This window comes from Aureimonas altamirensis, assembly GCF_023702225.1.
Lineage (GTDB): Bacteria > Pseudomonadota > Alphaproteobacteria > Rhizobiales > Rhizobiaceae > Aureimonas > Aureimonas altamirensis_B.
Map to the genome: position 1 here is coordinate 392,660 of NZ_JAMQCO010000001.1, position 21,794 is coordinate 414,453.

23 protein-coding genes are annotated in these 21,794 nt (G+C 67.1%); 4 read left to right on the forward strand and 19 right to left on the reverse strand.

Annotated features, from left to right (window positions below; translation table 11 throughout):
* Positions 1-5: 5 nt before the first annotated feature.
* The 19 genes from NDN16_RS01870 to ffh form a co-directional block, all read right to left on the reverse strand.
* Positions 6-2,264 carry a primosomal protein N' gene (locus NDN16_RS01870; protein WP_251111911.1) on the reverse strand — a complete coding sequence of 753 codons (2,259 nt, stop codon included), beginning with the start codon at positions 2,262-2,264 and terminating at the stop codon, positions 6-8.
* A 61-nt stretch (positions 2,265-2,325) separates the two neighbouring features.
* Complete coding sequence (gene dps, locus NDN16_RS01875; protein WP_251111912.1) at positions 2,326-2,829, reverse strand: DNA starvation/stationary phase protection protein Dps; 504 nt, start codon at positions 2,827-2,829, stop codon at positions 2,326-2,328.
* 80 nt (positions 2,830-2,909) lie between these two features.
* Positions 2,910-3,425 (reverse strand): DUF302 domain-containing protein, encoded by a 516-nt coding sequence (locus NDN16_RS01880; protein ID WP_251111913.1) that lies wholly within the window; start codon positions 3,423-3,425, stop codon positions 2,910-2,912.
* 29 nt (positions 3,426-3,454) lie between these two features.
* Positions 3,455-4,066, reverse strand: a complete 612-nt coding sequence (msrA, locus tag NDN16_RS01885; RefSeq protein WP_251111914.1) for a peptide-methionine (S)-S-oxide reductase MsrA — start codon at positions 4,064-4,066, stop codon at positions 3,455-3,457.
* Between the two features lie 70 nt (positions 4,067-4,136).
* The gene (locus tag NDN16_RS01890; protein WP_251111915.1) at positions 4,137-4,916 is read right to left on the reverse strand and encodes a succinate dehydrogenase iron-sulfur subunit; all 780 of its coding nucleotides are present in this window, start codon (positions 4,914-4,916) and stop codon (positions 4,137-4,139) included.
* 102 nt (positions 4,917-5,018) lie between these two features.
* The gene (locus NDN16_RS01895; RefSeq protein WP_251111916.1) at positions 5,019-6,182 is read right to left on the reverse strand and encodes an App1 family protein; all 1,164 of its coding nucleotides are present in this window, start codon (positions 6,180-6,182) and stop codon (positions 5,019-5,021) included.
* Between the two features lie 42 nt (positions 6,183-6,224).
* Positions 6,225-6,635, reverse strand: coding sequence for a hypothetical protein (locus NDN16_RS01900; protein WP_251111917.1), 411 nt, complete (start codon positions 6,633-6,635; stop codon positions 6,225-6,227).
* Positions 6,636-6,704: 69 nt separating this feature from the next.
* Positions 6,705-7,505 (reverse strand): glycosyltransferase family 25 protein, encoded by an 801-nt coding sequence (locus NDN16_RS01905; RefSeq protein ID WP_251111918.1) that lies wholly within the window; start codon positions 7,503-7,505, stop codon positions 6,705-6,707.
* 52 nt (positions 7,506-7,557) lie between these two features.
* A complete protein-coding gene (gene sdhA / locus NDN16_RS01910) occupies positions 7,558-9,408 on the reverse strand; it encodes a succinate dehydrogenase flavoprotein subunit (protein WP_251111919.1) in 1,851 nt (616 codons plus the stop codon).
* A gap of 5 nt (positions 9,409-9,413) precedes the next feature.
* The gene (sdhD, locus tag NDN16_RS01915; protein WP_251111920.1) at positions 9,414-9,791 is read right to left on the reverse strand and encodes a succinate dehydrogenase, hydrophobic membrane anchor protein; all 378 of its coding nucleotides are present in this window, start codon (positions 9,789-9,791) and stop codon (positions 9,414-9,416) included.
* Positions 9,792-9,805: 14 nt separating this feature from the next.
* The gene (gene sdhC, locus NDN16_RS01920) at positions 9,806-10,198 is read right to left on the reverse strand and encodes a succinate dehydrogenase, cytochrome b556 subunit (RefSeq protein WP_251111921.1); all 393 of its coding nucleotides are present in this window, start codon (positions 10,196-10,198) and stop codon (positions 9,806-9,808) included.
* 240 nt (positions 10,199-10,438) lie between these two features.
* Positions 10,439-10,906: a GNAT family N-acetyltransferase gene (locus NDN16_RS01925; RefSeq protein WP_251111922.1), complete on the reverse strand. Its 468-nt coding sequence runs from the start codon at positions 10,904-10,906 to the stop codon at positions 10,439-10,441.
* Positions 10,907-10,987: 81 nt separating this feature from the next.
* Positions 10,988-12,397, reverse strand: a complete 1,410-nt coding sequence (gene leuC / locus NDN16_RS01930; protein ID WP_251111923.1) for a 3-isopropylmalate dehydratase large subunit — start codon at positions 12,395-12,397, stop codon at positions 10,988-10,990.
* A 102-nt stretch (positions 12,398-12,499) separates the two neighbouring features.
* Positions 12,500-12,628, reverse strand: coding sequence for a hypothetical protein (locus tag NDN16_RS20865; RefSeq protein WP_285292299.1), 129 nt, complete (start codon positions 12,626-12,628; stop codon positions 12,500-12,502).
* Positions 12,629-12,743: 115 nt separating this feature from the next.
* Positions 12,744-13,208 carry a 50S ribosomal protein L19 gene (gene rplS, locus NDN16_RS01935; protein ID WP_251111924.1) on the reverse strand — a complete coding sequence of 155 codons (465 nt, stop codon included), beginning with the start codon at positions 13,206-13,208 and terminating at the stop codon, positions 12,744-12,746.
* 131 nt (positions 13,209-13,339) lie between these two features.
* Positions 13,340-14,032: a tRNA (guanosine(37)-N1)-methyltransferase TrmD gene (gene trmD / locus NDN16_RS01940; protein WP_285292301.1), complete on the reverse strand. Its 693-nt coding sequence runs from the start codon at positions 14,030-14,032 to the stop codon at positions 13,340-13,342.
* 12 nt (positions 14,033-14,044) lie between these two features.
* Positions 14,045-14,590 (reverse strand): ribosome maturation factor RimM, encoded by a 546-nt coding sequence (gene rimM / locus NDN16_RS01945; RefSeq protein ID WP_251111925.1) that lies wholly within the window; start codon positions 14,588-14,590, stop codon positions 14,045-14,047.
* A 103-nt stretch (positions 14,591-14,693) separates the two neighbouring features.
* The gene (gene rpsP, locus NDN16_RS01950; protein ID WP_060605206.1) at positions 14,694-15,095 is read right to left on the reverse strand and encodes a 30S ribosomal protein S16; all 402 of its coding nucleotides are present in this window, start codon (positions 15,093-15,095) and stop codon (positions 14,694-14,696) included.
* Positions 15,096-15,176: 81 nt separating this feature from the next.
* On the reverse strand, positions 15,177-16,715 hold the full coding sequence (gene ffh, locus NDN16_RS01955; RefSeq protein WP_251111926.1) for a signal recognition particle protein: 1,539 nt from the start codon (positions 16,713-16,715) through the stop codon (positions 15,177-15,179).
* A gap of 272 nt (positions 16,716-16,987) precedes the next feature.
* On the opposite strand from ffh, the gene NDN16_RS01960 reads away from it, so the two are divergent.
* From NDN16_RS01960 to ftsY, 4 genes are read left to right on the forward strand one after another with little or no spacing between them, the layout of a single operon-like run.
* Positions 16,988-18,076 carry an endonuclease/exonuclease/phosphatase family protein gene (locus NDN16_RS01960; protein WP_251111927.1) on the forward strand — a complete coding sequence of 363 codons (1,089 nt, stop codon included), beginning with the start codon at positions 16,988-16,990 and terminating at the stop codon, positions 18,074-18,076.
* A 46-nt stretch (positions 18,077-18,122) separates the two neighbouring features.
* Positions 18,123-19,007 (forward strand): diaminopimelate epimerase, encoded by an 885-nt coding sequence (gene dapF / locus NDN16_RS01965; RefSeq protein ID WP_251111928.1) that lies wholly within the window; start codon positions 18,123-18,125, stop codon positions 19,005-19,007.
* On the forward strand, positions 19,007-20,305 hold the full coding sequence (gene mtaB, locus NDN16_RS01970; protein ID WP_251111929.1) for a tRNA (N(6)-L-threonylcarbamoyladenosine(37)-C(2))-methylthiotransferase MtaB: 1,299 nt from the start codon (positions 19,007-19,009) through the stop codon (positions 20,303-20,305). Before dapF ends, mtaB begins: the two co-directional genes overlap by 1 nt.
* Before the next feature lie 21 nt (positions 20,306-20,326).
* Entirely contained in the window at positions 20,327-21,781 is a 1,455-nt protein-coding gene (ftsY, locus tag NDN16_RS01975; RefSeq protein WP_251111930.1) for a signal recognition particle-docking protein FtsY, read from the forward strand.
* The last annotated feature ends 13 nt before the right edge of the window (positions 21,782-21,794 follow it).

The window sequence follows — 21,794 nt, forward strand, 5'->3', positions numbered from 1 at the left end:
ATCGTTCAGAGAAAGCTCTGCGGATCCACGTCCACCTGCACCTGTACCGAGCCGCGCGGCCTCGGCGCCGCCGCGAACAGCGCCCGCAGGAAGGCCTGCATCGATTCCTGTCGCGGCCCGTGGCAGAGAAGCCGGAAGCGATGGCGCCCGCGCAGCACCGCCAGCGGCGCTTCCGCCGGGCCGAGCACCTCGATGCCGCTGCCGTCTGGCGCGGCGGCGCGCAGGGCGCGGCCATGGTCTTCCGCTTCCTTGCGCGTCACGGCCGAAACGATGATCGCGGCCAGCCGGCCGAAGGGCGGCATCAGCGCGCGCTCCCGCTCCCCCACCTCGCGGGCATAGAACCGTTCGGCATCGCCGCTGGCGATAGCCTGCATGACGGGGTGCTCCGGTTGCCATGTCTGGATCAGCCCGCGGCTGGCGCGTCCCGTGCGCCCTGCCCTGCCCGTCACCTGATGGAGAAGCTGGAACGTGCGCTCGGCCGCGCGCGGATCGCCGTTCGCAAGGCCGAGATCGGCATCGATGGCGCCGACGAGGGTCATCAGCGGGAAGTGATGTCCCTTGGCCACGAGTTGCGTGCCGATGACGATGTCCGCCTCGCCTTCCGCGATGGCGTCCAGCTCGCGGCGCATGCGCCGCGCTCCGCCCGGCAGATCCGATGACAGCAGTACGGTGCGCGCGTCCGGATAGCGCTCCAGCATTTCCTCGGCGATTCGCTCGACGCCCGGTCCGCAGGGCACCAGATGGTCCACCGTGCCGCATTCGGGGCAGGCCTCCGGCCGCTTCTCGCTGTAGCCGCAATGGTGGCAGACGAGCTGGCCGCGCAGCCGATGGTCGACCAGCCAGGTCGAGCATTGCGTGCACTGGAAGCGGTGCCCGCAGGACCGGCACAGGGTCAGCGGCGCATAGCCCCGGCGGTTGAGGAACAGCAGCGCCTGCTCGCCGCGTCGCACCGTTTCCTCGATGGCGGCGGCCAGCACCGGAGATACGAACCGGCCGCGCTCGGGAGGGTGGCGCCGCATGTCGACGAGCGACAGTTCCGGAAGCGCCGCGGATTCGAAACGCGCGCCCAGCCGCAGGTGCCCGTACCGCCCTTGCGCGGCGTTGACCCGCGTCTCCACCGACGGCGTCGCCGATGCCAGCACCAGCGGGACCCTTTCGAGCGAGGCCCGCACCACGGCCATGTCGCGCGCATGATAGAAGGTGCGGTCTTCCTGCTTGTAGGCCGGGTCGTGTTCCTCGTCGACGATGATGAGGCCGAGATCCTCGAACGGCAGGAACAGCGCGGAACGCGCGCCCGCGACCACCCGCACCCGGCCTTCCGCCACCTGCCGCCAGACCTTTTCCCGCATCCGTGGCGGCACATCGGAGTGCCATTCGGCGGGCGGTGCGCCGAACCGGGCGTGGAAGCGGTCGATGAAGGCCTGGGTGAGCGCGATCTCGGGCAGCAGGATGAGAACCTGGCGGCCGGCGTCGAGCGCCGCGGCCACGGCCTCGAAATAGACCTCCGTCTTGCCGGAGCCGGTAACGCCTTCCAGGAGCGTGGTAGAGAACCCGCCTTCCGTCACGGTCCCGGCCAGGCTGGCCGCCACGTCCGCCTGGGCCGCGCTCAGCCGGGCGCGGCCATAGGCCGTATCCGGGGCAGCCACGGCCGGGGGCGGCGGCAGGCGCACGGGCTCGAAGACGCCCTGGCGGACGAGGCCGTCGACCACCGTGCTGGAAACGCCCGCCGCATGGGCGAGGCCGGATCGCGTCCATAAGGGGTGTTCTTCGGCGGCCGACAAGACGCGTGCGCGGGCCGGCGTCATCCGGTCCGGGCGGGTAGAGGCGAGTTGCAGACCGTCGATCAACGGTTCCGGGTCGAACGCCGTCGGAGAGCGCAAGGCCATGCGCACGACGAGACCGGGAGGCGACAGCGTATAGGCCGCGACCCAATCTATGAAGCGCCGCATCGCCGGCCTGAGCGGTGGGCAATCGAACACATGGGAAACGGCACGCAGCCGCCCCGGGTCGATGCTGTCCGCCGCTCCGTCCCAGACGACGCCGGCGACGATACGCGGCCCGAGCGGCACGGCAACGATGCTGCCGGGCGGAGCGTCGACCCCGTCCGGCAGTGCGTATGAATAGGGCTTGTCGGACGGCAGCGGCACCAGCACCGATACGGACCGCACCGCCGGTACGACGTCTTCGCCGAACAGGCCTGCGACGGCGGCGTGCGCCTGCCGTCTGCCGCGTCGTGCCCGGGTTACTTCTACGGGTTCGTCCATGCCCGCTGAGGTAACGATTGCGCGCGGCGATGAAAAGAGGGCGGTGCTGGGCCGCCCACGCTCAACTATGCTGGAAATGGCTTTCCAGGAAATACAGCGACTTGTCGATGCCGCGTCCGATCGAGGTGAAAAGGTCTGCCGTCAGGTCGTCGCCGGCCTCGTCCGCCTCGGTGATGGCGTCGCGCAGCGCGCTGCCCCAAGTCGCGTAATTGTCGGCGAGGCGCTTGAGATGCCCCATCGAATCGACGAGATCGAGGGGATAGGGCTCCAGGATCGATCCTTCGGACGCTGCCTGCACGGTGCCGCGCGCCTGTCCGCCGAGCGCGGTGAGCCGCTCGGCGATGGTGTCGACATACTCCTCGGCTTCTTCGTGCAACTGGTCGAACAGCAGGTGTACCGACATGAAGTTCGGCCCCTTGACGTTCCAGTGCGCCTGCTTGGCGGAATAGGCGAGGTCGATGGACGAGGCCAGATGCTTCTGGAGCAACTCGACCATGGAGGTCCTCAGGTTTTCGTTCATCGAATTCTTGGTTGGGTGCAGCGTCACCTGCGGCTTCTTCGCCATGATGTGATGTCCCTTGGCTGTCATTCCGGGCCTTGAAGCCCGCTTCCTGCCTAGAACCGTCACGGCCGCGCCGGGTTCCGTCAGGGCTGTCCCGCTTCGCGTCGACGCTCCCCGCGCGCCGCGGCTGCCTGCACCAGCGCCTCGAGGGAGGTGCGCATCTCCTCCCATTCGCGGCGGTCGCCGCTCATGCCGTAGCGCGCCGCAAGCGAGAAGGGCGAGATGTAGCCGATCTGCGTATTGCCGCCATCGTCCCAGATCAGGATGCGTTGCGGAAGATCAATGGCCAGTTGCCGGTTCTCCCGCATCAGCGGGGTGGACAGCTTCGGCTTGGCGAACAGGACCACCGTGGTGGGAGCGATGGTCTCCCCCACCTGCCGCGCGGCATCCTGATGGTCGATCACCGCAAGGACGACAGAACCGGAACGCACGACCGCATCCTCGAGCCGCCGCGTCGTTTCCGCCACGTCGTGCCGGCTCTGCCGCACCACCCATTCCTCCGCCGCCTCGGCCCGCACGGCAACGATGGAAACCGCGACAAGAATGACTGCCAGAAAGCCGCGGCAGGGTTTGTCGAAGCGGGCGATCCATCTCCACATGCCGGTCCGATACTCCTTTGGTTAGCGCCTCAATGGTTTGCCGGCAGGCCGGCGAAGGCCCGCTCGCCCCATACGGCCCGCAACGCCCGATCCCGTCCGCAGCCGACGCGATAGGCCTCGTAGCGTGCGGGATTATTCTTCGCGAAGTCCTGATGGTAGTCTTCTGCGGCATAGAAGGGCAAGGCAGGAAGTATCCGTGTGGAAACCGCCTGTCCAAGCTCCCTCCGGACCGACTCCCTGGAAGCTTCCGCAGCAGCCTCCTGCGCGAGCGATGCATAGAAGACGGCGGTGCGATATTGCGAACCCTTGTCGCAGAACTGCCCATCGGGATCGGTCGGGTCGATGGAATGCCAGAAGGCGTTCAACAGATCTTCGTAGGAGACACGCTCCGGATCGAAGGTCACCTGCACCGCTTCCATGTGGCCCGTGCCGCCACCGACAACCTGCCGATAGGTGGGGTCCCTGGTTTCACCCCCGGTGAAACCAGAGACGGCCGACACGACGCCGGGGATCGATTCCAGGTGCGCTTCCACCGACCAGAAGCACCCGCCGGCAAAGACGACCGTCTGTTCGGCTGCCATGGCGGTTCCGCCCGCAAAGGCGGCGGCAAGCCCGAAGGCGAATGCGATACGGCCCAGCATGCCTGCCTCCACGATCCTTGAACGGAGACAGGCATGCTGGGCCGACATTACGCCGAAGTGAAGGCTGGCGTCAGACGCGCCGCTCGACCATCATCTTCTTGATCTCGGCAATGGCCTTCGCCGGGTTGAGGCCCTTCGGGCAGGTCTGGGTGCAGTTCATGATCGTGTGGCAGCGATAGAGCCGGAACGGGTCTTCGAGCTGGTCGAGCCGCTCGCCTGTCGCCTCGTCGCGCGAATCGATCAACCAGCGATAAGCCTGCAGCAGCACGGCCGGACCGAGATAGCGATCCCCGTTCCACCAGTACGAGGGGCAGGAGGTCTGGCAGCAGAAGCACAGGATGCACTCGTAGAGCCCGTCCAGCTTTTCGCGGTCTTCGTGGCTCTGGCGCCATTCCTTTTCGGGGGCGGGGGTTTCGGTCTTCAGCCAGGGCTCGATCGAGCGCAACTGGGCGTAAGGCACCGTGAGGTCGGGCACCAGATCCTTGACCACGGGCATGTGCGGCAGCGGGTAGATCTTTACGGCGCCCGATACCTCGTCCATGCCCTTCGTGCAGGCGAGCGTGTTGGTGCCGTCGATGTTCATGGCGCAGGAACCGCAGATACCCTCGCGGCAGGACCGGCGCAGCGTCAGCGTGGCGTCGACATTGTTCTTGATCCACAGGAGGGCGTCCAGGACCATCGGTCCGCAATCGTCGAGATCGACGTAGTAGGTGTCGATTCGCGGATTTTTGCCGTCATCCGGCGACCAGCGGTAGATGGCGAATTCGCGCAGATTCGCCGCGCCCTGGGGCTTCGGCCAGACCTTACCCTTCGATGGCCGGGAATTCCGGGGGAGGCTGAGTTCGACCATGGACCTGTCCTGAACGTATCTCTGAAAGCCCTGAAGGTGCTTTTAGAATGGGCCTAAACATAAATATTTCGCGGCGCAACAGGCTTACGCGATTCAATCGGTTCAGCCCATCGGGAGGCCGGGATAAATGCCGAAGGCGCGCGACCCGGAGCGGGCTTCCGCCGCCACGGCCAGCCGGACGGCCTCCACCGTGCCGGGAGCGACGAGCTGCATCTCCTCGCCCATCTCCGCAGCGTCCACCAGCGTACGGCTCAACGTCGCCGGCACGCCGAGGTCGCGGATCGCTCCGATCCCGTTGCCGACGCGGGCCGCCGGATCTGCCTTTCCTATATCGTGGATATGCACCGACAGGATGCGCCCGGGAAAGCGCCGGGCGACGTCGTGGTAGATGGAGGTGTCGTCCTGCCCCGAGTCGCCGATCAGGATGAACGGCAGGTCCGGATAGGCCGACAGGAGTTGCTCGATCATCCGGACCTTGTGGCCGTTGTGGCGGCGCAGGATCCAGTCCAGTCCGTCGCCGGAGAGGTTGCGCAGCAGCATCGGGCCGCGCGGGATGCCGCGCAGCGCCATGAACCGGTCGTAGAGGTCGAACAGGTTCCATGGGCTGGACGAGACGTAGAAGATCGGGTTCGTCTCGGGCCCGTCCTCCCCATCGGCGAGCGCGCGATAGAATTCGGCGACGCCGGGAAATGCCACGCGGCTTTCGGGAGAATTCGCCGTCACGATGCGCCAATGCTTGATGATCTCGCTGGCGCCCGTATGGACGATCGTGTCGTCGATATCCGACACGATCACGAAGCGCGCGCTGGGCGAAACGACGCGCACCAGCCCTTTCCCGGCAAGTGCCACCGGCGCATAGCCGGGCGCGTGCTCCAGCGACAGGTCCACCGCCATCCAGGGCGCCCGGTCGCGCGGGGCCGCGTCGGCCGCCACCTCGAAATAGCCCGCATGGTCGCTGAAGGCGACGCCGGAGGCTTCGCCGGCCGTCCAGCGCACCCGCGCGCCGGCGATCTCATCGGTCTCGTACCGCTTGAATGTGAGCCACAGATTGTGAAGCGCAGATGTCGTATGGGGGGCGGAGACGACGCCTTCATCTTCCAGCACCCGACCCCGCAGCCATAGACCTTCCCGGCCGGCAAAGCCGACGTAGGGCATCAGCATGGGCGGGTCGATGAAGCCGAGCCGCCGCTTCACCGCGAAACGCGATGCGCGCCAGATACGCCCGATGGTTGTGGCTATCCGCCGCGACACTCCAGACTTCGTCATGAAACCGGGCTTAGCAGATGGAACCTGCGGCCGGAAGCCCGACTAGCCTGGCAAGGGCGGCGCATCGGCATCGAAGGTGCCGCCGTGGCACGTTCGCATCGTATCGTTGAGAAAGGCAAAGATCGCCGCCTGGTCGGGCTGGCTGACGCGGCCGTCCGACAGCATCCTGTCCGCCACCGGAGGCGAAACGGCCGTCGCCACCAGGTAGTCGCGCTGCGGATCGGAGAGTTGCGTCTGCGACCGTTCGGCCAGGCATCGGCAGGCCTGCGGCGACATATCCTTCATCTGGACGCCGCACAGGCCCGCGATCAGGCCGACCTGGTCCCCTTCGCCGGGTGTCGGAAACATCTGCGGCGGCGGTGCGCCACTGCCTTGCGCCCCAGCCGGCCCAGACGCCAGCCCCAGCACACCGGCGCACAGTACCAGTGACAGGATAGTCCATTCATTTCGCACTGCCGCACCCTCCCGGACAACGGCGCCCCCGGGAAGAAATGCTAATCCGCGCGGAAGTTTTGTCAAAGCCTACCAGCGATAATTGCGCGGCATCCCGCCACCGCGCAGAGCCCGCGCCCACAGGCCGATACGCAGCCGGATGCGAACGCTCGCCTGCCGCAGGAAGGCCATCGGGCCGCGCTGCCGGCGCAGGCGGCTGCGATCATAGCTCTCCGCGATGACGCTGGGCGCCTCGGCCTGCCGGATCGGCAGGGGCGAGACATAGCCCACGTCGCAGCCGTGCAGTGCCGGATTGGCAAGATAATCGTCGAATGGCAGGAGCTTGCGCCCTGCCGCCGCGATCAGCCTTTCGGCAGCCCGGCGTGTCACGACATAGGCGGCCGAGCCGGAGGACGGCTTCAGCGAGCGCACCAGCGTGTCCCCACCCAGCGAGGCCACCCTGACGGCCGGCCGCGAACCGGACAGGCGGATCGCTTCCAGACGCACGACGTCGAAGGGCGCGTCGAGGCCGCAAAGAGCCTCCAGCACCGACGCCGTGCGCGGACCCGGCACTGCGTCATCCTCCAGAATGAGGGCAAGGTCGTGCCTGCTTGCCAGGAAGCACCGCAACGCAACGAGATGGCTGGCAAAGCAGGCCTCCTGTACCAGGACATATTCGCGGCCCCGTACCATGCTGTAGCCGAGCCCGGCAGGCGGCAGGGCTATGGAAAGGCCACGCATGTCCAGAACCGCCTGCGGCTGCAGCCGGGCGTCCAGCGCCGGCACCCGCCGAAGCGCATAAGGTAACGGAGAGAATGCCTCGGCCAGCGCCTGCCAGCGCTCCGGAGAGCGGTCCAGGTTGATGGCGTAGATGCCGAGCGACCGTTTCATGCAACCTCGCTGCCGCGGCCGGGGCGCGGATGGCCCGGCCGCGGGCGCGATGTCAGTACACCCGCTTCTTGGGCTTGATGTACTCGATCTCGTTCGACAGCGTGTAGGTATGAACCGGGCGGTCTGCAAGCTGCACGGTCTTGCCCGCCATATCGGCGAAGGCCAGCGTGTGCTTCATCCAGTTCTGGTCGTCGCGGTCGGGGAAATCCTCGCGGGCATGCGCCCCGCGCGATTCCTGCCGTGCCAGGGCGGAATCCATCGTCACGACCGCCTGGCAGATCAGGTTGTCGTATTCCAGCGTCTCGACCAGGTCGGTATTCCAGATCAGCGAGCGGTCCGTCACCTGCACGTCTTCGGAATTGGCCCAGACCTCGTGGATCTTGTGGTGCCCCTCTTCCAGCACCTCGCCTGTACGGAAGACCGCGCAATTGTCTTGCATCGTCTTCTGCATGGCCAGGCGAAGCTGCGCCGTGGGGGTGCCGCCCCTGGCGTTGCGGAAACGGTCGAGCCGCGACACGGCAAGATCGCCGGCATCGGCCGGCAGCGGCGCCTGGGATGCCCCCGCCTCCACCGTTTCGGCGCAGCGCAGCGCGGCTGCACGGCCGAAGACGACGAGGTCGATGAGGGAGTTGGAGCCGAGGCGGTTGGCCCCGTGCACCGACACGCAGGCCGCTTCACCCACGGCCATCAGGCCCGGCACGACGGTATCCGGATCGCCGTTCTTCAGCGTCAGCACCTCGCCGTGATAATTGGTCGGGATGCCGCCCATATTGTAATGGACGGTCGGCAGGACGGGGATCGGCTCCTTCGTCACGTCGACGCCGGCGAAAATGCGGGCGCTTTCCGAGATGCCGGGCAGGCGCTCGTGCAGGATCTTCGGATCCAGATGGTCCAGATGTAGGAAGATGTGGTCCTTGCCCTTGCCGACGCCGCGGCCTTCGCGGATTTCCATCGTCATCGAGCGCGAGACGACGTCGCGCGAGGCGAGATCCTTGGCGGAGGGTGCGTAACGCTCCATGAAGCGCTCGCCTTCCGAATTGGTCAGGTAGCCGCCTTCGCCGCGCGCGCCCTCGGTGATCAGGCAGCCCGCCCCGTAGATGCCGGTGGGATGGAACTGCACGAACTCCATGTCCTGCAGCGGCAGCCCGGCGCGCAGCACCATGGCGTTGCCGTCACCCGTGCAGGTGTGGGCCGAAGTCGCCGAGAAATAGGCGCGTCCGTAACCGCCGGTGGCGAGAATCGTCTTCTGGGCGCGGAACCGATGCAGCGTGCCGTCATCGAGGCACAGGGCCACGACCCCACGGCAGACGCCATCGGAATCCATGATCAGGTCGATCGCGAAATACTCGATGAAGAATTCCGACGCATAGCGCAGCGACTGGCCGTACAGCGTGTGCAGGATGGCGTGGCCGGTGCGGTCGGCGGCGGCGCAGGTGCGCTGGGCCGGGGGCCCCTCGCCGAACTCGGTCGTCATGCCGCCGAAGGGGCGCTGGTAGATCTTGCCTTCCTGCGTCCGCGAGAAGGGGACGCCGAAATGCTCGAGCTCGTAGACTGCGGCGGGCGCGTTGCGCACCAGATATTCGATCGCGTCCTGGTCGCCCAGCCAGTCCGAGCCCTTGACCGTATCGAACATGTGCCAGCGCCAGTTGTCCGGCCCCATATTGCCGAGAGAGGCGGCGACACCACCCTGCGCGGCCACGGTATGCGAACGGGTCGGGAAAACCTTGGTGATGCAGGCGGTGCGAAGGCCGGCCTGGGCCGCACCCAGGGTCGCGCGCAGGCCGGCGCCGCCGGCCCCTACGACGACGACGTCGAACGTATGGTCGGTGAACTTGTAGTCGGTGCCGTTGGCGGCAGGCGCGACGCGATGGGGTTGTCCGTTGCCGGTTGCTGTGTCGGCCATGTCGTTCAAGCTCCGAAGCTCAGCCGCACGATCGCGTAAAGGGTAGCGAGCGCGATGGCGACCGAGAAGAATGTGCTGGCGAGGATGGCGACGATGCGCGCCGCGCCGTGCAGATAGTCCTCGATCACGATCTGCATGCCGAGGCGCATGTGGATGACGGCGGAAATGATGGTGGCTGCCATCGCGATGCCGACGAAGGGGTTGCCGAAGGCCGCCCGCACATCCGCGTAGGTGCCGGAAGACAGGCGCACCACGAGGATGAGGAAGAAGATGACGAGGAAAAGGTTGGCGACGGCGGTGACCCGCTGCAGCCAGAAGTGCCCGGTGCCCTCCTTGGCCGAGCCAAGCCCGCGTACCCTGCCGAGAGGCGTTCTCATGTCCATGATGCGCTCTCCTGTCAGCCGAAGATCAGTATGCCGAGCCAAAGCAGCACGGTCAGCCCGAGAGAGCCGACCAGCGTCGCGATGGCGAGCTTGGTGGAAGTGTCCTTATCGAGGCCATGGCCCGTATCCCACAGGAAGTGGCGCAGGCCGCCCAGCATGTGGTGCAGCAGAGCCCAGCTATAGCCGAACAGGATGACCCGCCCGATGATGGAGCCGAAGAACCACGACGCCGTCGCGAACGCCTCCGGTCCGCTGGCAGCGGACACCAGCCACCAGGCCACCAGCAGCGTGCCGAAATACAGCGCGCAGCCGGTGATGCGGTGCAGGATCGACATCGCCATGGTGGGACGGAAACGATAGATCGTCAGATGCGGCGAAAGCGGCCGTGCGGATTTGAGCTCCGACAAAGCGATTCTCCTGTTGGGCGGGCATTCCGGGCTGCATGGATGCGGCCGGATGGATGAATTGCCGAAACGGCGCCGCCCACCTGGCGCCGAATGGAGCGCTTCTAAAACACCTTTTGCACCCGCGAAATCAAGCGTCCTGCAAAAGATTGCGTCCTTGCGCCCACTTCCTAATCGATTAAGCGGTTCGAAGCCGATGGCGTCGGTCGGGAGATGGCCGGCGCGGCCCGGCGTGAACGCGAATCAGCGGTCGAGAAAGCGGATCATGTAGCTGGTCCAGTCGGCCGGTTCGGCGATGCGGGCATAGAGGTTGCGGCCCGTGTCCGCATTGCGCGGTGCCTGCAGCACGAGGCGCGACCAACCCCTGCCCTCGCCCTCGTCGGCAAGCAGGTCCACCATGGCCTTCGCGATGCCTTTGCGGCGATGCCGCATATCCACATAGATGTGGTCCGCGAGGCCCGATCGCATGCCTGTCCAGGGATCCGGAAGGTCGTAGAAGACGAGGAAGCCAACCAGTACGCCGTCGATTCGCGCACCCAGGATTTCGCCCGTGCGGTCCTGCAGCAACTGCTCCGCATAATAGGTATCGGGGGCGCCGGGCGCGCCGCGAAACATCGCCTGGTTGTAGGCCGCCAGCAGTGGCGCAAGGTCCCGTGCATCCTTGAGACGCAGGAGGGAGATGTCGATATCCGGGGCCGCTACAGGTTCCATGAACGCTTCAATGCCCAATCGGTGGCCGCAAGGCAAGGCACATCGGGCGGCGCCTTGCCGTGCCGCCCGATGCAGAATGCGTCAGGCCCAGTCCCTGATGTCCACAAAGCGTCCGGCGACGGCCGCTGCGGCCGCCATGGCCGGCGATACCAGATGGGTCCGTCCCTTGAAGCCCTGGCGACCCTCGAAGTTGCGGTTCGAGGTGGATGCGCAACGCTCGTTGGGCGACAGCCTGTCGGCATTCATGCCGAGGCACATGGAGCACCCCGGCTCCCGCCAGTCGAACCCGGCCTCGATGAAGATGCGGTCCAGCCCCTCGGCCTCGGCCTGGGCCTTCACGAGGCCCGAGCCCGGCACGATCATGGCGGAGACGCTGTCGGCCACCTTGCGCCCCTTCACGTAATCGGCGGCCTGCCGCAGATCCTCGATGCGGCCATTGGTGCACGAGCCGATGAAGACGCGGTCGATGGTGATGTCCGTCATCCGCGTCCCGGGCGTCAGGCCCATATAATCCAGGGCACGGCGCTTGGTGGCGCGCTTGGCCTCGTCGGCGATGTCGTCCGGGTTGGGCACGACACCGTTTATGGATACGACGTCTTCCGGGCTGGAACCCCAGGTGACGATAGGCGGCAAGCTCGCCGCGTCCAGCCGGACCACCTTGTCGAAGTGGGCGCCCTCGTCCGTATGAAGCGTACGCCAATAGTCGACGGCCCGTTCGAAGGCATTGCCCTGCGGCGCACGCGGACGACCCTCTATGTAGCGGAACGTGGTTTCGTCGGGGGCGATGAGACCGGCGCGCGCGCCGCCCTCGATCGACATGTTGCAGACCGTCATCCGGCCCTCCATCGACAGGGCGCGGATCGCCTCGCCGGCATATTCGATGACGTAACCCGTGCCGCCCGCCGTGCCGATCTCGCCGATGATGGCCAGGATGATGTCCTTGGCCGTCACGCCGGCCGGCGCCTGCCCATCCACCTGGACGAGCATGTTGCGCGCCTTGTTCTGGATAAGGGTCTGGGTGGCCAGCACGTGCTCCACCTCGGAGGTGCCGATCCCGTGCGCCAGGGCGCCGAAGGCGCCATGGGTGGAGGTGTGGCTGTCGCCGCAGACGATGGTCATGCCCGGAAGGGTGAAGCCCTGCTCCGGCCCGATGATGTGGACGATGCCCTGCCGCCGGTCCACCTCGTTGAAGTACTCGACGCCGAATTCGGCAGCGTTGCGCGCCAGCGCCTCCACCTGGATGCGGCTTTCCGCGTCGGCGATGCCGGCGCTGCGGTCGCTGGTCGGGACGTTATGGTCCACGACGGCCAGCGTGCGCCCCGGCTGGCGGACGCGCCGCCCGCTCATGCGCAGCCCCTCGAAGGCTTGCGGGCTCGTTACCTCGTGCACGAGATGGCGGTCGATGTAGAGCAGGCCGGCGCCTCCGGGCAGCGTCTCGATCAGGTGGTCGTCCCAGATCTTGTCGTAGAGTGTACGTGGATTGGCGCTCATGATCGGTCTTTTCAGGGTTCGCCGGCCTGGTCGCTGTTTGCTGGACGCGGGCTGCGGCTCAATGATGTCGTCGGACGAGAAGCGGGCCGCCGGCCCGGCGCGTCAGCCGATAAGGTAGACGGCGGAGATCTGCCGATAGAAGAACCGGCCCGGCAGGCGGGCGCGGTCGTCCAGCGGGGAATAGCCCAGCGTGGTCGGCAGCAGGCCCGGATAGGAGCGGCAACGGTTCATGACCTGAAATTATCAACTGGATGGAACGGTTACAAGCTGGGGTACGGGGCCGCCAAAAAAAAGGGCGGCCCGAGGACCGCCCTACCTGTCGTGCCATGGCCTGATGGCGCGCGGATTACTCCGCGGCTTTGGCCTGCTTTGCGGCAGCCTTGGCGGCGTCGGCGCGGGCGCGCTCCTCGGCGGCGGCGGCGCGGACATCGTCGTTCAGCTTGCGGGCGCGGGCGTTGGTCGCCTCCACGATACGAGCCGACTTACCGCGACGGTCGCGCAGGTAGTAAAGCTTGGCGCGGCGGACGCGGCCACGGCGCACGACCTCGACCGATTCGACCAGCGGCGAATAGACGGGGAACACGCGCTCGACGCCTTCGCCATAGGAGATCTTGCGGACGGTGAAGCTTTCCTGCAGGCCGGCGCCGGAGCGGGCGATGCAGACACCTTCATAGGCCTGGACGCGGGTACGCGTGCCTTCCGTGACGCGGACGTTCACGCGCAGCGTGTCGCCGGGCGAGAAGGCCGGAAAGGTGCGGATGGCGGCGATACGCTCGACTTCGGCGGCGTTCAGCTCGGAAATGATATCCATGAGGGTGCCTCTCTTAATTTCATGCCGGATTGCTGGCCGGTCATGGCCGTCGAAACGGTCAAGTTCTTCTGAGGAAATCAGGCGCGCTCATACAACAGCTTGCGGCGCCTGTCGAGCCTGCATCGTCAAGATCATGCGCTTTTCGGCGGGGGGAGAAGATCGGGCCGGCGCTCGCGCGTCAGCCGCTCGGCCTCGGCGCGCCGCCAGCGGGCGATGGCACCATGGTCGCCCGATGTCAGGACCGGGGGTATGCCCCGCCCTTCCCACTCGGCGGGCCGGGTGTAATGGGGATGCTCCAGCAGCCCGCCCTCGAAACTTTCGGCCTCGCCCGATTCCGAATTCCCCATCACGCCGGGCAACAGCCGCACCACGGCGTCCAGCAGCACCAGCGCCGCCATCTCGCCGCCCGACAGGATGTAATCGCCGATGGAGATTTCCGTCAGGCCCCGGCCCTCGATGACCCGCTCGTCCACGCCTTCGAAGCGTCCGCAGACGATGACAGCCCCGGGCCCGGATGCGATCCTGCGCACCAGATCCTGCGTCAGCGGCCGGCCGCGCGGGCTCATCAGATAACGCGGCCGCGGATCGCCTGCCGGCGAAGCCGCATCGATGGCCCCCGCCAACACGTCCGCGCGCAGCACCATGCCGGCAGACCCGCCGGATGGCGTGTCGTCCACGGTGCGGTGGCGTCCGATCCCGAACTCCCGGATCGGCGTGGTCTCCAGGCTCCAGTCCCCGCGCTCCAGCGCCCGGCCGGCCAGCGATTGGCCGAGCGGGCCGGGAAACATGTCCGGATAGAGCGTGACGACGGAGGCGCGAAACATGATCCCTGCCCGTCAGCCGCGATCGTCTTCGTCGGAGCGCACCTCGATTGCGCCCTCCAGCCCGGCTGCCACCGGCTCCACCAGTATATAGCCGAGGTCGAGGTCGATCTGCGGGACCGCCGCTTCGGTGAACGGGATCATCACGGTGGCGCCGCTTTCCGGCTTGATCTCCAGCACGTCGCCGGCGCCGAAATCGTGAAAGGCGATGATCTCGCCCACGACATCGCCGCCCGTGGTACGGACATCGAGGCCGATCAGGTCGGCCTGGTAGAAGTCGTCGCCTTCGTCCGGCAACGCCGACCGGTCGACGAACAACTCGGTCCCGTTGAGGCGTTCGGCATGGTTGCGGTCCGTCACCTCCTTGAAGCGGACGATCACGACCGTCTTCTGCTGGCGTGCCGAAGCCACCGTGTAGCGCACGCCGGCCTTGTCCACCAACGGGCCATAGGCCCCGATGTCGGCAGGGTTCTCGGTAAAGCTGCGCACCCGGCATTCGCCGCGGATGCCATGCGCACCGCCGATGGTTGCCAGAAGCACGGGGTTTTCAAGCTGGGTCATGCGCGCACGCTCCTGAACGGATTCCGGGCGGCAGTGGCCTGCCGCCCGGTACGATGAAGGGTTTTGCACTCCGGGCCGCACACAGCGCGCGGCGCATGAAGCCTTATTCGGCTTCGGCAGCTTCCGTTGCTTCCGGCTTGGCGGCAGCTTCCGCGGCGGCGGCGGCGGCGTCTTCCTCGCGCTGGCGACGCTCGGCCTCGCGCTCCTGCGCCTTCTTGCCGGGCTGGGCCTTGACCGGGTTTGAACGGGTCGGACGGTTGGCGATGCCGGCCTTGTCGAGGAAGCGCAGCACGCGGTCGGTCGGCTGTGCGCCTTCGCCCAGCCAATGCTTGATGCGGTCTTCCTTGAGCGAGACGCGCTCGGCGTCCTTCGGCAGCATCGGGTTCCAGGCGCCGACCGTCTCGATGAAGCGGCCGTCGCGCGGCGAGCGGGCGTCGGCGACGACGATGTGGTAGTAAGGGCGCTTCTTGGAGCCGGCACGGGCAAGGCGCAGTTTCAGGGACATTTCGTATTCCTTCTTGGCTTGGTCGTCAGGCCGTTCAGGCCGTTGTTTCGGGTAGTCGGGATGCGAAGCGGCGCAAGGCCGCTATTTCTTGCGCGGCAGGCCCGGCAGTCCGGGAAAGCCGCTGCCGAGGCCCGGCAATCCGCCTGGGCCACCGAGGCCGGGTGGCAGGCCGCCCGGCCCGCCGCCCGCCTGCATGGCCTTGGCCATTTCCTCGAGCTGCTTGGGGTCCATCTTGGACAGGTCCGGCATGCCGGCGCCGCCCGGCAGGCCCATCTTGGCGCCGAGGCCGCCCATGAGCTTGCCCATCATGCCGCCGCCCTTGCCCTTGCCGACGGACTTCATCATGTCCGCCATCTGCCGGTGCATCTTGAGCAGCTTGTTGATGTCGGCGGAATCGGTGCCCGAGCCGAGAGCGATGCGCTTCTTGCGGCTGTGCTTGAGAATATCGGGGTTGGCGCGCTCGGCCGCCGTCATCGAGGATATGATGGCGAGCTGGCGCTTCAGCAGCCTGTCGTCCAGCCCTGCCGCCGCAACCTGGTTCTTGATCTTGCCCATGCCGGGCATCAGGCCCATCAGCCCGCCCATGCCGCCCATCTTCTGCATCTGGCGGATCTGGTCGGACAGGTCGTTGAGGTCGAACTTGCCCGACCGCATCTTCCTGGCCATCGCCGCGGCCTTTTCCGCGTCGATGTTCTCGGCCGCCTTCTCGACCAGGGAGACGATGTCTCCCATGCCGAGGATGCGGTCCGCGATACGCCCGGGGTGGAACTCCTCCAGCGCATCCATCTTTTCGCCGACGCCGATCAGCTTGATGGGCTTGCCGGTGACCGCACGCATCGAAAGCGCGGCGCCGCCGCGCCCGTCGCCGTCCACGCGCGTCAGGACGATGCCGGATATGCCGACCCGCTCGTCGAAGGAGCGGGCAAGGTTCACGGCATCCTGACCGGTGAGGGAATCGGCGACGAGAAGGATTTCGTGCGGGTTCGAGCGAGCCTTGATCTCGGCCATCTCGACCATCAGCGGCTCGTCGATATGGGTGCGGCCGGCGGTATCCAGGATCAGGACGTCATAGCCGCCGAGGCGCGCCGCCTGCGTGGCGCGCGACGCGATCTCGACCGGGCCCTGGCCCGCGATGATCGGCAGGGTGGCGACGCCCGTCTGCTCGCCGAGGATACGTAGCTGCTCCTGTGCCGCGGGCCGCCGCGTATCGAGCGAGGCCATCAGCACCTTCTTGCGCTGGCGCTCGGTCAGCCGCTTGGCGATCTTGCCCGTCGTGGTCGTCTTGCCCGAGCCCTGAAGGCCGACCATCATGATCGTCACCGGCGCGGGGGCGTTCAGGTCGATGGAGACCTGCTCCGAGCCCAGCATGGCCACAAGCTCGTCATGGACGATCTTGACCACCATCTGCCCAGGCTTGATCGACTTGACGATCTCGGCTCCAACGGCCTTCTCGCGCACCTTGTCGGTGAAGTCGCGCACCACCTCCAGGGCGACGTCCGCTTCCAGCAAGGCACGGCGCACCTCGCGCAGCGCTGCCGACACGTCTTTGTCGGACAGGGCGCCGCGGCCGGTAAGGCCGTTCAGGATGGACCCGAGCCGGTCCTGAAGGGATTCGAACATCGCTTTCCTTTCCATTCGTCTCGTACGGCACCGCGCCGAACGCCAGAATGGGGATGGACGGCGGCCTCTCCAACCGGTAGCAACCAAAACGAAACGCATCCGCGGGCGAAACTCGCTGGCGGATGGTGACCTCCACGTGGCTTCCGCAAGGAAGGGGCGTGGTCGGTTGCTCGCGGACGGAACTGTCGCGGATCGCGCCGCTTTAAGCCTTTCTCCGCCGTCCTGTCAACCTTGGAGCCTGCAATGACCGACCGTACCGATGGCAAGCCGCGATGAGCTGGGGCATCATACTGGCCTGCCTGACGCTTGTGCTCATCGTCGCCACCGCCCTGTCCTTCCTGCGGGTGGCGCACGGCTTCGTCCGCGTCTTTTCGTTTCCCCGCCTGCAGATACTGCTGGCGACGCTGGTGCTTCTGGCCTTTTCCATCATGATGCCCGCCGATGGCTGGATCAGCCCGGTCGCCTCCGCATGCCTTGTCGCGGTCGCCATCGCGCAGATCGTGCCCGTCATGCAGTTCACGCCGCTGAAGAAGCCGCAGTCGCAGACGTTCGACGGGCCTGACGACGACCCGTCCGTCGTTTCGATCCTGTCGTTCAACGTCAAGCAGTCGAACCGGCACTACGACAAGGCGCTGGCCGTCGCCCGCGCAGCCGATGCCGACATCGCCCTCTTCATGGAGGTGGATTCCGGCTGGGCGAAGGGGCTGGAGCCGCTCGCGGACCGATACGAGCATCGGGTTTCGCACCCGCTCGACAACAGCTACGGCATGATCCTCTATTCGCGCCTGCCGCTTGGCGATGTCGCGGTGCGCGAGCTGGTGATGGACGACATCCCGTCCATCACCGCCACGGTGAGCTTGCGCAACGAGGACCGCTTCCGCCTGTACTGCGTCCATCCGGAGCCGCCGGTTCCGGTCGTGGATTCCTATGGACGCGACGCCGAACTGGTGACGGTGGCAGGGCTGGTCCGCAAGGAGACCCTGCCCTGCATCGTCACGGGCGATCTCAACGACGTCGCCTGGTCGCATACGACGCGCCTGTTCCAGCGCATTTCCAGGTTGCTGGACCCGCGCGTCGGGCGCGGCTTCTACTCCACCTTCGATGCCCGATTCTTCTTCATCCGCTGGCCGTTGGACCATCTGTTCCACGATGCCCGCTTCCGGCTGGCGGGGATCAAACGGCTGGACCGGGCCGGCTCCGACCATTTCCCCATCCTGTTCCGCCTGGCGCTGGGCAAGGTCGATGCCGCCGACGAGAAACCCGAACAGATGGATGAGGAGGACCGGCAGGAGGCGCGCGAGCTGCGGCGCGAAGGCGTGAAACTCGAGCGCGACCCGGTCGGCACCGACTGGGAGGGCTGAGCCGCGGCGACTGGCAATCCATCCAGAAAGACGGCATATAGCGGCCATGGCACTCGACGTCCCCTTTTCCCGCATGAACGGGCTCGGCAACGAAATTCTCGTCGCCGACCTGCGCGGGCGTCCGGACCGCATCACGCCGGCGGCGGCGGTGGCGCTGGCGGGCAAGGCCGATACGCATTTCGACCAGATCATGGCGATCCACGACCCGAGGACGTCCGGCACCGATGCCGACATCATCATCCTCAACGCCGACGGCAGCGAGGCCGGAGCCTGCGGCAACGGCACGCGCTGCGTGGTCCTCTATCTCGGGCGGGGCACGGGCACGCAGGAATACCTTCTGCAGACGCGGCGCGGCATCCTGGAGGCGCGGGCCCTGCCCGGCGGCCTGATCAGCGTCGACATGGGAGTGCCGCTGTTCGACTGGCAGGACATTCCGCTGGCGCATGCCATCGACGACACGAATGCCGCGCCGGTGGAAAGCGGGCCGGACGGCGCGCCGGTCCTGTCCCGGCCCGCGCTGGCCTCCATGGGCAACCCGCATGCGGTCTTCTTCATCGATCGCGGCGTCCAGTCCGTGGACCTTGCCAGGTTTGGCGCCGAGATCGAACATCACCCGCTGTTTCCCGACCGCGTCAATGTCAGCATCGCCGAGGTGACGGGGCCGACGGCGCTGACGATGCGCACCTTCGAGCGCGGCGTCGGGCTGACGCAGGCCTGTGGCTCCGCCGCCTGCGCGGCGGCCGTGCTGGCGGCGCGCACCGGCCGTGCCGGCCGTCGCCTGACGGTGACCGTGCCCGGCGGCGACCTGATCGTCGAATGGCGCGACGATGGCCATGTTATGATGACCGGGCCCGCTGAACTGGAATGGGACGGCTGGCTCGACCCCGTCACGGGCGATCACCGCCGCGCCCCGCAGGAGAGCGCAGACTGATGCCCGGCAAGCCCGCGATCGACGTGATATCCTTCGGCTGCCGCCTCAACACCTACGAGGCGGAGATCATGAAGCGCGAGGCCGAGGCCGCGGGCCTCGGCGCCGCCGACGCGGCCCCCGCCATCATCATCAACACCTGCGCCGTCACCGGCGAGGCGGTGCGCCAGGCCCGTCAGGCGGTACGCCGCGCCCGCCGCGACAGCCCTGCCGCACGCATCATCGTCACCGGCTGCGCGGCGCAGACCGAAGGCGAAACATTCGCCCGGATGGACGAGGTGGACGCCGTCATCGGCAATGACGACAAGTTGAAGGCCGACAGCTATCGAAGCCTGCCCGATTTCGGCGTTTCCGCCGAAGAAAAGGTGCGCGTCAACGACATCATGAGCGTGCGCGAGACGGCCGGCCACATGGTGGACGCCATCGAGGGCCGCGCCCGCGCCATCGTGCAGGTGCAGAACGGCTGCGACCACCGCTGCACCTTCTGCATCATCCCCTTCGGACGCGGCAACTCCCGCTCGGTGCCCATGGGGGCCGCCGTGGCGCAGGTACGCCGCCTGGTGGATTCCGGTTACCGGGAGGTGGTGCTGTCCGGCGTCGACATGACGAGCTGGGGCGCGGACCTGCCGGGCGCGCCGCGCCTTGGGGCGCTGGTGCAGGCCATCCTTCGGCATGTGCCCGACCTGCCCCGGCTGCGCCTGTCTTCCATCGACTCCATCGAGGCCGATCCGGCCCTGATGGACGCCATCGGCACGGAAACGCGGCTGATGCCGCATCTGCATCTGTCGCTGCAGGCCGGCGACAACATGATCCTGAAGCGCATGAAACGGCGTCACAGCCGCGAGGACGCCATCGCCTTCTGTGCCGAAATGCGCTCCCGCCGACCCGATATCGTCTATGGCGCCGACATCATCGCAGGCTTTCCGACGGAAACGGACGCGATGTTCGAGAATTCGCTGCGGCTCGTGGAAGAGTGCGGGCTGACGCATCTTCACGTCTTTCCCTTTTCGCCGCGCAAGGGCACGCCCGCCGCGCGCATGCCGCAGCTGCCCAAGGCCATCGGCAAGGAGCGCGCCGCACGCCTGCGCGCACGCGGCGAGGCCGCGCATGCGGCGCATCTGGCGCGGCTGGTTGGCACGCGCCAGAAAATCCTGGTGGAACGCGAAGGCCTCGGCCGCGCCGAAGACTTTACCCTTGCCGACATCGCGGTCGGCGCCCCCGGCGAAATCGTCGAGGCCGAGATCACCGGCCAGAACGGCGAACGCCTGGTCGCGCGGCCACTGATGGCCGCCGCCGCCTGATCCTATCGAACTGGAGACTTCATGGCAGAGCAGAAAGGCTTCTTTCGCCGCATCTTCACCTTCGGCCAGGACGACTCCGCCAAGCCGGCGGAGATCGCACCGGCCGAGACGGTGCCGGCGGAAGTTGCGCCGAGCGATGCCGCGCCCGCCGAGCCCATCGAAGCCGAGGCGCCTGCCGTGGCCGATGACGACGATTTCGCATTCCTGGAGGAGCCGGGCGTACCCGACGCCGAGCCGGAATCCGACTTCGGCTGGCTCAGGCAGGACGCGCCCGACGCCGAAGCCGTGGAAGAGGCCGAGGCGACCCTGATCGAAGAGGATGGCGGCCTGCCCGCGCCGGAGCCTGTGGTGGAAGCCGCTCCAGAGAGCGTCTCCGTCGAGGAGATGGAGCTGCTGCCCGAAGAGGAAGAGGCCGACGGCTCCTTCGCCTGGCTGGACGAGCCGGTCGAGCCGGAGGACGAGGCGGAGCTGGATGGTGGCGAACCCGACCAGCCCGGCTGGCGCGTCGTCGAGGCCAAGCAGGCCGCGGCCGGTGCGGCGCTGGCGGCGGAACCGGCGCGAAGCTGGTTCCAACGGCTTGCCGATGGTCTTTCGCGTTCCTCCGGACAATTGTCGGGGCAGATCACCTCGCTTTTCACCAAGCGGCGCCTCGATGAGGATACGCTCCAGGACTTCGAGGACGTGCTGATCCAGGCCGACCTCGGCGTCGAGACCGCCACCCGAATCACCGGACGCCTGTCCGATGGGCGCTACGGCAGGGAGATCACGGGCGAGGCGGTACGCGCCATACTTGCGGAGGAGGTCGAGCGTTCGCTTGCGCCGGTCGCACGGCCGCTGGAGCTCGATCTTTCGGTCAAGCCGCATGTGATCCTGGTTGTCGGCGTCAACGGCACCGGCAAGACGACCACGATCGGCAAGCTGGCCGCCAAGCTGACGCGGGGCGGGCTGAAGGTTACGCTGGCGGCGGGCGACACGTTCCGCGCCGCCGCCGTGGAACAATTGAAGATCTGGGGCGAGCGCACCGGCTCGGCCGTCATCGCGCGGGATATCGGGGCGGATGCCGCTGGACTGGCTTTCGAGGCCTATGACGAGGCATTGCGCAACGGCTCGGACGTGCTCATCATCGATACCGCCGGCCGGCTGCAGAACCGCACCGAACTGATGGCTGAGCTGGAGAAGATCGTGCGCGTGCTGCGCAAGCGCGCGCCCGATGCGCCGCATACCGTGCTGCAGACGCTGGATGCCACGACGGGGCAGAACGCCATGAACCAAGTGGAGATCTTCCGCAATGTGGCCGGGGTTAACGGGCTGGTCATGACCAAGCTGGACGGCACGGCACGGGGCGGCATCCTGGTGGCCATCGCGACGCGCCATGCCTTGCCGGTGTATTTCATCGGCGTCGGCGAAGGCATAGACGATCTGGAACCGTTCAAGGCGCGCGATTTCGCCGAAGCGATCGCCGGCCGGGCGGCCTGAGGCATTGAAGGAG